Source organism: Enterovirga sp., from assembly GCF_035325185.1.
In the GTDB taxonomy this organism is placed as follows: Bacteria; Pseudomonadota; Alphaproteobacteria; order Rhizobiales; family Beijerinckiaceae; genus Enterovirga.
Window position 1 is genome coordinate 1 of record NZ_DAOLAJ010000029.1, and the last position, 12,828, is coordinate 12,828.

A 12,828-nucleotide genomic window follows, 5' to 3' on the forward strand; every position below is an offset into this window, starting at 1 on the left:
TCGCCGATCGCATATCCCTTCTGGACGACCTGGACGACGGTGCCGCCCGGCACTTCCTCCGTCGGCACCTCGAACATGGCCTGGTGGAAATTCGGATCGAATTTCTGCCCCTCGGGCGTGAGAAGCTTGACGCCGTGCCGGGCGAGGGTCGCGAGGAGGTCGCGCTCGGTCAGTTCCACGCCCTCGATGAGCGCCTTCACGCCGGGGCTGTCGGCATTCTCCGCCTTGCGGGCGCTGTCGAGCGCCCGGTGAATGTTGTCGGCGACGTTCAGCATGTCCCGGGCGAAGCCCGTGATCGCATAGGCCTTGGCGTCCTTGATCTCGCGGTCGGTGCGCCGGCGCAGGTTCTCCATCTCCGCCAGGGAGCGCATCAGGCGGTCCTTGAGATCCGTCTTCTCGGCTTCGAGCGCCGCGATGGAATCCGCCCTCGCGGCTTCGTCCTGCCCCGGAGCGGTCGCGGGATCGTGGGCATTGTCCGTGGCGTTCGGGGGAATGTCCCGGGCGTCACCGTTGCTCGTCATGTCTCACCTTCGTCTGAGAATCCGTCCGGGCATCCCGAGCGGATCGGTTCGCCGAATGTCCAAGAGGGCTCCGAGCGCCCTCATATCGAGGCTTCCCGCTGCCCGATCAAGAGGATGGATCAGGCACGGGCACCGTCCAGGATGGGCTTGAGGCCGCGCTTGATCGCGCTCTGGCGCGAGCCCTGCGTGATCTTCGTGCCCAGAAGGTCGGTGACGTAGAACACGTCGGCCGCGCGCTCGCCGAAGGTCGCGATATGGGCCGAGGCGATATTGAGGTTCATCTGGCCGAGGGCGGTGGTCAGCTCGTAGAGAAGCCCCGGCCGGTCGAGGCCGCTCACCTCGATGACCGTGTGGCGCGAGGACAATTCGTTGTCGATCACGACCTCGGAGGGCACCACGAAAGCCTTCGGCACCTTCTTGGCGCCCTTGCGGCCCGCCACGAGGTCGGCGATCCGCACTTCGCTCCGCAAGGCTCCCTCGACGGCGTTCGCGACGCGGGTCGCGCGCCGGACCTCGTCCTCGTCCCGCTCGAAGGCGCGCGACAGGAAGATGGTGTCGAGCGCCGTCCCATCGGCCGAGGTGAAGATCTGGGCGTCCACGATATTGCCGCCCGCCGCGGCGCAGGCCCCCGTGATGATCGCAAGCAGCCGGGGATGGTCGGGCGAGACGATGGTCAGTTCCGTCACGCCGCGGAAGACGTCGGTCTCGACGGAGGTCCCGACCGTCTTGTGCTCCCGCTCCATGGCGCGGATGAACCGGGCATGCTTGACCTGCCGCTCCGGCACGGTCTTCAGCCAGTAGGCGGGATAGAAGCGGGCGGTATAGGCGTCGAATTCGTCGTCGCTCCAGTCGGGCAGGGATTGCCTGAGGTCGTGATGGATCGCCTCGATCCGGCTCGGGCGGAAGCGGTCGGATTCCCCGCCAGTGAGGACGGCCTCGGTCTCGCCGTAGAGGGTACGAAGCAACTCGCCCTTCCAGCCCGTCCACACGCCCGGGCCGACCGCCTTGATGTCGGCGATGGTGAGGATGAGGAGCATCTTCAGGCGCTCCATCGTCTGCACGACCTCGGCGAAGGCCGAGATCGTCTTGGGGTCCGACAGGTCGCGGCTCTGGGCTATCGTCGACATGAGAAGATGATGCTTGACGAGCCAGGCAACCAGCTCGACTTCCGTCTTGTCGAGGCCGAAGCGTGGGCCGAGCTTGAGCGCGATCTGCTCGCCGGCGATCGAGTGGTCCTCGAGGCGTCCCTTGGCGATGTCGTGCAGGAGCATGGCCACGTAGAGCGCCCGCCGGCGCCGGATGGTGTGGACGATCTTGTTCGCGAGCGGATGCTCGCTTTCGAGGCGCTGCGCGTCGATCTCGGCGAGGACGCCGATCGAGCGGATCAGATGCTCGTCGACCGTATAGTGATGATACATGTTGAACTGCATCATCGAGACGACGCGCCCGAAATCGGGCACGAAGCGGCCGAGCAATCCCGTCTCGTTCATCCGGCGCAGGACGACCTCGGGCGCGTTGCGCGAGGTCAGGATGTCCATGAAGAGCCTGTTGGCCTCGCTATCCGAACGGAGCGAGGGCCCGACCAGCCCGAGCGAGCGGGTGACGAGGCGGCTCGCATCGGGATGGATCGGCAGGTTGTGCTGGTCCGCCAGCCAGAAGACTCGCAAGAGGTTCACGGGGTCCCGCTGGAAGGCGTCCAGCCGGGCCAGGGTGATGCGGTCGTTGTCGATGCGGAAATCAGGCGAATCGAGGCCGCCCCGCCGCCGCCTCAGCGAGCCGAAGACGCGGTCGAGCACCGGGCGCTTCTTGGCGTGGCGCGCCTCCAGCCCGGCGCAGACGATGGCCGTCAGGTCCCCGACCTGCTTGGCGATCGAGAAATACGCCTTCATGAAGCGCTCGACGCCCAGGAGGCCCGTGCGGGCCTTGTAGCCGAGCCGCTGGGCGACGGCGCGCTGGGTGTCGAAGCTCAGCCGCTCCTCGGCGCGCCCCGTCAGGAAATGGAGGTGGCAGCGCACACGCCAGAGGAATTCCTCGCAGCGCACGAAGACCTGCGCCTCGTCGGGCGTGAAGAGGCCCGCGGCGACGCATTCCTCGGCCGTGTCCGCCTTGTAGACGTATTTGGCGATCCAGAAGAGGGTGTTGAGGTCGCGCAGGCCCCCCTTGCCGTCCTTGACGTTGGGCTCGACGAGGTAGCGCGAGTTTCCGGCGCGGGCGACGCGGTTCTCGCGCTCCCGGAGCTTCGCCTCGACGAACTGGGAAGCAGATCCCTTCACCACCTCCTTGGCGAAGCGCGACTGGAGGTCGTCGAAGGCGCGTCGGTCCCCGACGATGAAGCGCGCCTCCAGGACCGCCGTGCGGATCGTCATGTCCGCCTTGGCCTCCTTGATGCACTCATCGACCGTGCGGACCGCGTGCCCGACCTTCAGCTTCAGATCCCACAGGGCATAGAGGATCTCCTCCGCGACCGGGGTGGAATAGGGGTTCGCCCGCTTCGGCATCAGGAAGAGGAGATCGACATCCGAGCCGGGCGCCATGGTTCCGCGCCCGTAGCCTCCCGTCGCGACCACGGTGAGGACCTGATCCGCCCCGGCTGCGGCGGGGCTGCGAAGCTCGCCCATCGCCCGCCCATAGGCATGGGCGATTGCCTCATCCATGCCCTCGGCGAGCGCGCGCGCGCAGGCGAGGCCGCTGCCCGACTTGATCAGGAGGGATTCGGCCGCCGCCCGGCTCTTCTCGAGCTTCTCGCGCAATTCCGCGACGAGCCCGGCCCTGAAATCGGGAATGCCGGTGCCCTCGGGGCGGGAGGCTGTGACGGCGCTCATGGCGTGACGGGACCACTCTTCGGCTGACGGGCCGGGAAACTCCCGGCTGCTTCGGGAAGCGGTCTTGCGACGATGGATGGCGGTTTTACGGTCATGTCCGGGTTGCAACTTTCCGCGGCGTCTCCACCTAAGCCCTATCGGCGACGGCTGCCAATGCGCGGCGAGAAAGCGGGGTTCCCCTTTTGGAGCGGGCGATCGAGAAGAGCGACCCGCGTGGTGAGGGTTCCGCGCGACGGGCCTTGCTGCTCGTCAACCGGCGCGCGCGCAACGGCGCTTGTCCGGTCGAGGCGGCGATCGAGACGCTTCGGGACGGCGGCCTCGCGGTCGAGGAGGCGCCCATGCCGGCGCCCGGCGATCTCTCGGCCTTCGTCGCCGGCCGTCGCGGCGAGATCGACTGCTTGATCCTGGGCGGCGGCGACGGCACGATGAATCGCGCGGCGCCCGCCCTCATCGCCAACCGCATTCCCTTCGGGATCCTCCCGCTCGGGACGGCCAACGACCTCGCCCGCTCGCTCGGGATCGCCTTCGATCCCGTTGCCGCCGCCCGCGTCATCGTCGAGGGGCATGTCCGGGCGATCGATCTCGGGACCGCCAACGGCCATCCCTTCTTCAACGTCGCCTCCATCGGCTTTTCCGCGGAACTGGCCGCCGAGCTCACTGGGGAGGCGAAGCGCCGCTGGGGCGTGTTGGGATATGCCCTGGCGGGCGCGAAGCTCCTGAGCCGCGTCCGGCCCTTCATCGCCTTCCTCGAATACGACGACACGATCGAGAAGGTGAGGACGATCCAGATTGCCGTCGGCAACGGGCGCTATTACGGAGGGGGATTGACGGTCGACCTCGAAGCCGAGCTGGATGACGGCGTCTTCCATGTCTACAGCCTGGAAGTCAGGCACTGGTCCCGGCTTCTCGCCCTTGTGCCGGCGCTGAAGCGGGGCACCCTCTTGGCGAAGGAGGACGTCAGGGTCTTCAAGGCGAGGTCGCTGGTGGTGCGCACGAGGCGGACGCGCTCGGTCAATACGGACGGGGAGTTGACGACCGCGACGCCGGTGCGGTTCCGCGTCCTGCGCAAGGCCGTGCGCGTCTACGCGCCTGCTCCGACCGAACCATGACACCGGTATTATTTCCATAGACAGAGGGGATGATGGATTCGCTCCTGGCACTCGCCAGCCAGCCCGAAGCCTGGGCTGCGCTCGCCACGCTGATCGTGATGGAGGTCGTCCTCGGGATCGACAACCTCATCTTCCTATCGATCATCTCCAACAAGCTGCCCGTGGAGCGGCGGGCCTTCGCCCGATATGTGGGCCTCAGCCTGGCCCTGTTCATGCGGCTGGGATTGCTGTTCACCATCACCGTCATCATCGGCCTGACGAAGCCGGTCTTCGAGGTGATGGGCAAGGGCTTCTCCTGGCGCGACATCATCCTGATCGCGGGCGGCCTGTTCCTCGTCTACAAGTCCACGGTCGAGATCCACGAAAGCGTCACGCCGGAGGAGGAGGACGAGCACGGCGCGGAGCCCAGGCCCGCCGGCATGGCCAGCGTGATCGCCCAGATCGTCGTCATCGACCTCGTCTTCTCGCTCGATTCGATCATCACGGCGGTCGGCATGACCTCCCACCTGCCGATCATGATAATCTCGGTCGTCTTCGCGATCGCGGTGATGGTCGTCGCCGCGGGCCCGCTCGCGAATTTCATCAAGAAGAACCCGACCATCGTCATGCTCGCGCTCAGCTTCCTCTTGATGATCGGCATGGTGCTGATCGCGGACGGCTTCGGCTTCCACGTGCCCAAGGGGTACATCTACGCGGCCATGGCCTTCTCGGTGCTCGTGGAGGCTCTCAACATGCTGGCGCGCACCAAGCGCCGCCACAAGGAGAAGCAGATCGGTACGCCGCCGATCACGCTGCGGGCGAAGGAGGAGATGGCGAAGGAGCGGTGAGCCGGCGCAGGCTCGCCCCGGTCGCCATGTCGAAGAGATGCACGGCCTGCGGGTCGACGGCGAGCCCGATTGATCCGCCTGCCGGCGCCTCGCCGGCGGGCACCTGCACCGTCGCTTCATGTCCCGCGACGGTGCCGTGGACGAGCTGCGTCGCTCCCAGCTCCTCGACGAAATCCACCTCGAGGCGGAGCTGCGCCTCCTCCTCGGGCACGCGGCGCAGGTCCTCCGGGCGCAGGCCCACCTCGACCGCCATGCCGTGCCCGGTGCCGGACATGGAGGCCACGGAGAGCGCCCGATCCCCGACGAGGACGCGGCCCGGCCCCTCGATCCGGCCCGGCAGGAAGTTCATGGAAGGGGAGCCGAGGAATCCCGCCACGAAGCGGGTCGCGGGGCGCCTGTAGAGATCGGCCGGCCGGCCGACCTGCTCGATCCGGCCGGCATTCATGACGACGAGGAGGTCGGACAGCGTCATCGCCTCGACCTGGTCGTGCGTGACATAGACCGAGGTCACGCCGAGCGAGCGCTGGAGGCGCTTGATCTCGACCCGCATCTGCACGCGCAGCTTGGCGTCGAGATTGGACAGGGGCTCGTCGAAGAGAAAGACACGGGGCTTCCGCACGATCGCCCGCCCCATGGCGACGCGCTGGCGCTGGCCGCCCGAGAGCTGCCCGGGCTTGCGGTCGAGGAAGGACTCGATGGCGAGGATGCGGGCCGCCTCCCTCACCCGCGCCTCGATCTCCGCCCGGGGCGTGCCCCGGTTGCGCAGGCCGTAGGCCATGTTGTCGTAGACGCTCATATGCGGATAGAGCGCGTAGTTCTGGAACACCATCGCGATGTCGCGATCGGCCGGCTCGACGTCGTTCACCACCCGACCGCCGATCCTCACCGTCCCGGCCGAGACCGTCTCCAGCCCCGCGATCATCCGCAGCAGGGTGGACTTGCCGCAGCCGGAAGGCCCGACCAGCACGCAGAACCGGCCGTCCGGGACCTCGAGGGAGACGCCCCGCACGGCCTCGACCGAGCCGCGATAGGTCTTGCGAATGTCGCTCAGGCTGACGGATGCCATGTCCCCGCCGTCACTTCTCGGTCTCGACCAGCCCGCGCACGAACAGCTTCTGCATCACGACCACGACGAGGATCGGCGGCAGCATGGCGAGGACGGCCGTCGCCATCACGACCTGCCATTCCGTCATCGCATCGGTGGTCACGATCATCTTTCGGATGCCGATCGCGATCGTCTGCATGTCGTCGCGCGTCGTGATCAGGAGCGGCCAGAGATACTGGTTCCAGCCGTAGATGAAGAGGATCACGAACAGGGCGGCCATGTTGGTGCGCGAAAGCGGCACCAGCATGTCCCGGAAGAACCTCATCGGCCCGGCCCCGTCGATCTTCGCGGCCTCGACCAGCTCCTCCGGCACGGTCATGAAGAACTGGCGGAAGAGGAGGGTGGCGGTGGCCGAGGCGATCAGCGGCAAGGTCAGCCCGGCCATGGTGTCGAGAAGGCCGAGATCGGCCGCCACCTTGTAGGTCGGAAAGATGCGGACCTCGACCGGCAGCATCAGCGTGACGAAGATCGTCCAGAACGCCGCCTTCCGGAAGGGAAAGCGGAAATAGACCACCGCGAAGGCGGACAGCATCGAGATGGCGATCTTTCCGGCCGCGATGAGCGTCGCCATCACGAAGCTGTTGAGGAGCATGGTGCCGACGGGCTCGCGCGTCGTGCCGCTCGGCCCGACGAGGATCGTGCGGAAATAGGTGTCGGCTCCCGCCGGGCCGGGCAGGAGGCTCATCTGCCCGTTGGCGATCACGGATGCCTCCTGCGTCGAGCCGACCAGGGCGAGATAGATCGGAAAGGTCACGATCGCCGTGCCCGCGAGAAGCACGAGATGCGGCAGCGAGCGGGCGAGGAATCCCCGGCGCCCGACCATCAATAGGCCACCCTGCGCTCGACGAAGCGGAACTGGATCGCGGTGAGGCCGATCACGAAGAGCATCAGGATCACCGACTGGGCCGCCGAGCCGCCGAGATCGCCGCCCATCCGGCCGTCCGAATAGACCTTGAAGACGAGCGTCTCCGTCGCCCCGGCCGGCCCCCCGCCCGTCATGGTGTCGATCGTGCCGAAGGTCTCGAAGAAGGCATAGACGATATTGACGGCGACGAGGAAGAACGTGGTCGGCGACAGGAGGGGCAGCGTGATGGTCCAGAACCGGCGCCATGCCCGCGCCCCGTCCATCGCCGCCGCCTCGATCACGCTGCGCGGAATCGCCCGCAGGCCAGCGAGGAAAAACAGGAAGTTATAGGAGATCTGCTTCCAGGCCGAGGCCAGGACGACCTGCGTCAGGGCCTGGAGGCCGTTGAGGCGAGGATTCCAGTCGATGCCGAGACCCTCGAGGCCATGGGCGATCAGGCCGAGCGAGGGGTCGAGCATGAAGATCCAGAGCACGCCGGCAATGGCGGGCGCGACCGCATAGGGCCAGATCAGGAAGGTCCGGTAGCCCGCCGCGCCGCGGATCTCCGCATCGGCCATGACGGCGAGCAGCAGCGCGAGCGACAGCGAGAGCGAGGCGACGGCGGCCGAGAAGACGAGGGTCGTGCCGAGCGCGTGGTAATAGGAGGGATCGGAGAAGAGGGCCCTGTAGTTCTCGAACCAGACGAAATCCGAGGACAGGCCGAAGGCGTCCTCGATCAGGAAGGATTGCCGGACCGCCTGGGCCGCGGGCCAGTAGAAGAAGATCAGGGTGACGAGGAGCTGAGGCGCCAGCAGTGCATAGGGCAGGCCCCGATCGGAGAAGACGGCCCGCTCCTCCGAGGCTTCGGCCCGCGCCGGAGAAGGCGCCCGGCGGGATCCGGCCGGAGGCCCGGGCCGGGGGGTACGGGCGGTCACCGCCCCGCCGTGCGCTCGAATTGCCGCAGCACCAGGTTCCCGCGTGTCACCGCCGCGTCCAGAGCGGCCTTGGCGGATTTCCGCCCCCCGAGCGCGGCCTCCATCTCCTCAGACCAGATGTCCCGCAACTGCACCATGTTGCCGAGGCGCAGGCCGCGCGAATTCTCGGTCGGCTCCTTGCCCGTCATCTCGACGAGCGCGATCTGGAAGGAGGGGTTCTTTGCGTAGAACCCGGACGCCTTCACCTTCTCGTAGGCGGCGCGGGTGATCGGCAGGTAGCCCGATTCCTCGTGCAGCCTCGCCTGGCGGTCCGTGTCCGAGAGAAAGGTGAAGAACTTCGCCACGCCCCGGTACTCGGCGGCGCTCTTGCCCCCCATGACCCAGAGCGAGGCGCCGCCGATGATGGAGTTCTGCGGGGCGCCCGGCACGTCGGGATAATAGGGCATGGGCGCGGCGGCCCAGTCGAACTTGGCGTTCCCCTTCACGTTCGCATAGAAGCCGGAGGAGGTCAGGAAGATCGGGCATTCGCCGGAGGTGAAGCGTCCCTCGCCGGAATTGGTGCGGCCCGAATAGTCGTAGACCTTGTCCTTCTGCAGCTCGACGAGGTTCTGGAGATGGCGGATCTGCAAGGGTCCGTTGAACCGGAGCACCGTGTCGAAGCCGTCGAGGCCGTTCCCCTTCGTCGCCAGGGGCACGTTGTGCCAGGCGGAAAGCTGCTCCAGATTCGCCCAGGTCGCCCAGGCGGTCGAGAAACCGCAGGACGAATGGCCCGAGGCTTTCAGCTTCTTCGCCGCCTCGAACACCTCCGGCCATGTCTTCGGCGGCTGGTCTGGATTGAGCCCCGCCTTCTTCAAGGCGTCGCGGTTGATCCACATCACCATGGACGACGAATTGAAGGGGAGGGACAGCATCTCCCCCTTGGCGGTCGAGTAATATCCCGTGACGGCGGGGAGATACGCCTTCGGATCGAACGGCTCCCCGGCATCGGCCATGAGCTGGAAGACCGGCTTCACCGCGCCGCGCGCCGACATCATCGTCGCCGTGCCCACCTCGAAGACTTGCAGGATATGCGGCGCATTGCCGGCGCGGAAGGCGGCGATGCCCGCATTCAGGGTGTCAGGGTAGCTGCCCTTGTAGCTCGGGACGACCTTGTACTCCTTCTGCGAGGCGTTGAATTCCCGGGCCAGCTCGACGACGACCTGATTGTTGCCGCCCGTCATGGAGTGCCACCATTGCAGCTCGACCTGGGCGGCCGCCGCGGTGGCGTGGAAGAGAACCGCCGCGAGCGCGGTGATCCGTAACAATCGCATCGATGTCTCCCTGCCGGAGCGGGCCCCTGGCGCCGGCCTTTTATCGCGCGCGGGCACGATGGTCACACGGCATGGTCGTGACAAGTGTCTTTCAGATGACGTTGTCTTCGACCAAGGGACGATTCTCGATGATCCTCAGGAATCCGAGCGCCGAGAGATCGAGCGTGCGGAAGCGGCCGTGGACGATCAGTTCGGCGAGGCCCCGGCCGATCCCCGGCGCATGCTGGAGCCCGTGGCCGGAAAAGCCGTTGCAGAGGTGGAAATTCTCGAGGCCCGGCGCCGGGCCGATCACGGCGTTGTGATCGGCGAGGTTCATGTCGTAGGGCCCCGCCCAGGCACGTCCCGGCCTGATCTCGGCGAGGGCGGGGATGCGGGAGGCGAGGGCGGGCCAGACGACCTCCTCGAACAATTCCCAATCGACCTCCCGGCTCGCGGGGTCGTCGTCGCTCCAGTCGGGATCCGCGGCGGCGGGAGGGGACCAGCCGGCGATGAAGCTCCGCCCCTCGGGCCGGGGCTCGCCGTCGGGCCGCATCCAGACGCCGGTCGTATCGATCAGGAGCGGGCAGCGGGGGAGGGGATTGCGGGAGGAGAAGGAAAAGACCGAGCGGCGCTTGGCGCGGACCGGGATGTCGATCCCCGCGAGCCGCGCGAGGGCCGCGCCCCCGGAGCCGGCGCAATCGACGAGGGCGCGGCAGGGGACCTCTCCCCTCTCCTTCAGCACCGCCCCGGAGATGCGCCCTCCCTCCCGCCGAAAGCCCACGACCTCGTCGGCGACGAAGGTCGCGCCGAGGCGGCGCGCCGCTCCCCTCAGAAGCTGGAGCAGGGCCCAGCCGTCGAACCAGCCTTCCCCGGTGACGCCGTGGGAGCCGAGGAGGAGATCCCCGGTTTCCAGCCAGGGAAATCGCGCGGCCAGCGCGGCGGCATCGAGGAGGGCGATCTCGGCCCCCTCCTGCCGCTGGAGCGCGTTGTTCCGACGCAGGGCGCCGGCGCCGGTTTCCGTGCCGGCGAGGTAGAGATAGCCGCCCTCCCTCAGCCCGAGTGCAGGCGGATCCTCACCCACGGGAAGGAACCGTCCCGGATCGCGCAGGAAGGCCAACCCATGAAGCGAGAGGCGCACATTGACCGCCTGCGAATATTGCTGGCGGATCGAGGCGGCCGAAAGCGCGGAGCCGGCGAGGCGGTAGCTCGGATCCTTCTCGACGACGAGCACGCGCCCGCCGAAGTCGGGATCGGCGAGGAGATGGGCCGCGACGGAGGAGCCCATGGCCGCCCCGCCCGCGATGACGACGAGGTTGCTCATCGGGGGGCTGCCGGCTGCCGGGCGATCTCCTTGTGCAGATGGACCATGAGGGCGATCCCGAAAACCGGCGTCAGCAGGTTCAGGACGGGAACCAGCATCAGGCCGGCCAGCACGGCCCCGCCGGCCAGGACGGGAAGGCGGTTCCGGCGGCGCAGTTCGGACGCCTCGGCGGCCGGCCGGAACCGGGCGGCCGCCATTTCGAAATATTCCCGTCCGAGCAGGTAGGTGTTCACCGCGAAGAAGGCAGTGACATTCACGACCGGCACGAAGATCAGGGCGAGCGCGGCGAGATTGAGGAGAAGGGACAGTCCGGCGAAGCGCAGACCGGAGCGGATCGACGACCAGGTCGAGAGAGGTGCGCCCGGCCGGTCCTGCGGAAAGTCGGTCGTCTCGACGATCGCGGCGGCCTCGTCGAGAAAGAAGCCGCCGACGAGCGCGGAAACGGGCGGCAGGAGGAATACCAGGAGGACGACGAGCCCGGCTCCGCCGGCGAAATAGGCGAAGGTGTTCAGGACGGGATAATCCGCGCTGAGAGGATGGGCGGCGAGGAGCAGGTCGAGGCCCTTGGTCAGGAGGCCCCAGACGAAGATGAGCAGGACGACGGTGAGTCCGAGCGAGCGCAGGACGATTTGCCGCAGCGGCGGCGAGAAGACCTGCCGGATGGCTGCGAAGGCGGCTGTCAGAATCATGGAGCCGGTGTTTAAGGCGAAATCCTCGCCGTGGCAGCCGGGGCGGGGACTGGGAGGATAGGCCAGAGGTGAACGCTCTCCGCCCCGTTCAGGTCCCCCGCCTCGCGCTGGCGCCGTCCGATGTCGATGTCGCCATCGTCGGCGCGGGCGCGGCGGGGATCGCGGCGGCGCGGCGCTGCCTCGCCGAGGGGCTGACCTGCACCGTCCTCGAGGCTCGCAACCGGATCGGCGGCCGCTGCGTGACGGTTCCGGTCGGCGGCCGTCCGCTCGATCTCGGCGCCCATTGGCTGCATGCCGGCGACCTCAACCCGCTCGTCGCCCTGGGGCGCGAGCGCGGCGAGCCTCTCGTCCCGGCGCCGCGCTCCGGCGGGCTCGTGGTCGAGGGCGTCCTTGCGGACGAGGCGACGGCGAGGGCGCAATTCGACGCTTTCGAGACAGCGGGCGCGGCCATCGCCGAGGCCGCCGGCCTTTCGGAAGACCCGAGCATCGCCGACGTCCTGCCGGAACTCGGCCGCTGGAGGCAACCGGTCGCCGCGACCCTTGCGCTGATCAGCGGGCGCCCCCTCGACGAGGTGAGCGCCCACGACTTCCCGAGCGAGGAGTTCGGCGACAACTGGTTCGCGAAGGGAGGCTACGGCGCCTATCTGGCGCGCCTCGCCGAGGGGCTGCCCATCGCTCTCGGTCATCCGGTCGATCGGATCGACTGGTCGGGGGAGGGCGTGTCCCTGGAGGGTCCGGGAGGCCAGGTTCGAGCCAGGGCGGCGATCGTGACCGTGCCGATCGCGCTCCTGGCCGAGGACCGCATCCGGTTCGCGCCGGCCTTGCCCGAGCCGGCCCGCGACGCCATCGCCGCCTTCCTGCCGGGAACCTACGAGCATGTCGTGCTCGATTGGGCGAACTCTCCGTTCCGGGAGGCGGACCGGCTGGTCAAGATCGTGGGGCCGGATTCGAGCTACGGCCTCATGACGCGGATCGAGGGCGGCCCGCTCCATTATTTCGAGATCGACCACGCCACGGCCGAAGCCCTTGGCCGCGACGCCTCGTCTCTCGCCGCCTTCACCCGCGACTGGCTCGCGGCCCGGCTCGGGCGGGATGCCGTGCGGGGGCTCGCCATTCCCTGCGTCACCGACTGGGTCCGCGACTCGTGGTCGCGGGCGGCCTGGGCGGTGGCGAGGCCGGGGAGGGCGCCCGACCGCCGGACGCTCGCGGAGCCGATCGGCGAGCGCCTGTGGATCGCGGGCGAGGCGACCTCCGTCCGCCTCTGGGGCACGGTCGGGGGCGCCTGGGAGGAGGGCGATGCCGCCGCGCTCGCCGCCGCCCGCCGTCTCAAGACAAGCCCGGCCGATCTGCCGGATCTCATGTGAGG

11 protein-coding genes are annotated in these 12,828 nt (G+C 68.2%); 3 read left to right on the forward strand and 8 right to left on the reverse strand.

Annotated elements, in window-relative coordinates:
- Together grpE and PKD06_RS07995 are read right to left on the reverse strand one after the other, a co-directional pair.
- Positions 1-521, reverse strand: a 521-nt coding sequence (gene grpE, locus PKD06_RS07990; protein ID WP_324379295.1) for a nucleotide exchange factor GrpE, incomplete at its 3' end; no start/stop codon positions are given.
- A 119-nt stretch (positions 522-640) separates the two neighbouring features.
- The gene (locus PKD06_RS07995) at positions 641-3,343 is read right to left on the reverse strand and encodes a [protein-PII] uridylyltransferase (RefSeq protein ID WP_324379296.1); all 2,703 of its coding nucleotides are present in this window, start codon (positions 3,341-3,343) and stop codon (positions 641-643) included.
- A gap of 194 nt (positions 3,344-3,537) precedes the next feature.
- On the opposite strand from PKD06_RS07995, the gene PKD06_RS08000 reads away from it, so the two are divergent.
- The gene (locus PKD06_RS08000) at positions 3,538-4,452 is read left to right on the forward strand and encodes a lipid kinase (RefSeq protein ID WP_324379359.1); all 915 of its coding nucleotides are present in this window, start codon (positions 3,538-3,540) and stop codon (positions 4,450-4,452) included.
- A 32-nt stretch (positions 4,453-4,484) separates the two neighbouring features.
- Positions 4,485-5,279, forward strand: coding sequence for a TerC family protein (locus PKD06_RS08005; protein ID WP_324379361.1), 795 nt, complete (start codon positions 4,485-4,487; stop codon positions 5,277-5,279).
- Here the strand turns inward: PKD06_RS08005 and ugpC are convergent.
- The 6 genes from ugpC to PKD06_RS08035 all read right to left on the reverse strand — a co-directional run bounded on the left by ugpC (position 5,239) and on the right by PKD06_RS08035 (position 11,462).
- Positions 5,239-6,345 (reverse strand): sn-glycerol-3-phosphate ABC transporter ATP-binding protein UgpC, encoded by a 1,107-nt coding sequence (ugpC, locus tag PKD06_RS08010; protein WP_324379297.1) that lies wholly within the window; start codon positions 6,343-6,345, stop codon positions 5,239-5,241. The genes PKD06_RS08005 and ugpC overlap by 41 nt on opposite strands.
- A gap of 10 nt (positions 6,346-6,355) precedes the next feature.
- On the reverse strand, positions 6,356-7,207 hold the full coding sequence (gene ugpE, locus PKD06_RS08015) for a sn-glycerol-3-phosphate ABC transporter permease UgpE (protein ID WP_324379298.1): 852 nt from the start codon (positions 7,205-7,207) through the stop codon (positions 6,356-6,358).
- Positions 7,207-8,163, reverse strand: a complete 957-nt coding sequence (gene ugpA / locus PKD06_RS08020; RefSeq protein ID WP_324379299.1) for a sn-glycerol-3-phosphate ABC transporter permease UgpA — start codon at positions 8,161-8,163, stop codon at positions 7,207-7,209. Before ugpA ends, ugpE begins: the two co-directional genes overlap by 1 nt.
- A complete protein-coding gene (gene ugpB / locus PKD06_RS08025; protein WP_324379301.1) occupies positions 8,160-9,473 on the reverse strand; it encodes a sn-glycerol-3-phosphate ABC transporter substrate-binding protein UgpB in 1,314 nt (437 codons plus the stop codon). The genes ugpA and ugpB overlap by 4 nt, the downstream gene beginning before the upstream one ends.
- Before the next feature lie 91 nt (positions 9,474-9,564).
- On the reverse strand, positions 9,565-10,773 hold the full coding sequence (locus PKD06_RS08030) for an FAD-binding oxidoreductase (protein WP_324379304.1): 1,209 nt from the start codon (positions 10,771-10,773) through the stop codon (positions 9,565-9,567).
- Positions 10,770-11,462: a sulfate transporter family protein gene (locus PKD06_RS08035; protein ID WP_324379306.1), complete on the reverse strand. Its 693-nt coding sequence runs from the start codon at positions 11,460-11,462 to the stop codon at positions 10,770-10,772. Before PKD06_RS08035 ends, PKD06_RS08030 begins: the two co-directional genes overlap by 4 nt.
- Positions 11,463-11,530: 68 nt before the next feature.
- Between PKD06_RS08035 and PKD06_RS08040 the strand changes: the two genes are divergently transcribed.
- Entirely contained in the window at positions 11,531-12,826 is a 1,296-nt protein-coding gene (locus tag PKD06_RS08040) for an NAD(P)/FAD-dependent oxidoreductase (protein ID WP_324379308.1), read from the forward strand.
- Positions 12,827-12,828: the final 2 nt, after the last annotated feature.

Coding starts and splice junctions, on each gene's coding strand:
- PKD06_RS08005 (WP_324379361.1), top strand. CDS start 4,485: ATGGATTCGCTCCTGGCACTCGCCAGCCAGCCCGAAGCCTGGGCTGCG.
- ugpE (WP_324379298.1), bottom strand. CDS start 7,207: ATGGTCGGGCGCCGGGGATTCCTCGCCCGCTCGCTGCCGCATCTCGTG.
- PKD06_RS08030 (WP_324379304.1), bottom strand. CDS start 10,773: ATGAGCAACCTCGTCGTCATCGCGGGCGGGGCGGCCATGGGCTCCTCC.
- PKD06_RS08035 (WP_324379306.1), bottom strand. CDS start 11,462: ATGATTCTGACAGCCGCCTTCGCAGCCATCCGGCAGGTCTTCTCGCCG.
- ugpC (WP_324379297.1), bottom strand. CDS start 6,345: ATGGCATCCGTCAGCCTGAGCGACATTCGCAAGACCTATCGCGGCTCG.
- ugpB (WP_324379301.1), bottom strand. CDS start 9,473: ATGCGATTGTTACGGATCACCGCGCTCGCGGCGGTTCTCTTCCACGCC.
- PKD06_RS07995 (WP_324379296.1), bottom strand. CDS start 3,343: ATGAGCGCCGTCACAGCCTCCCGCCCCGAGGGCACCGGCATTCCCGAT.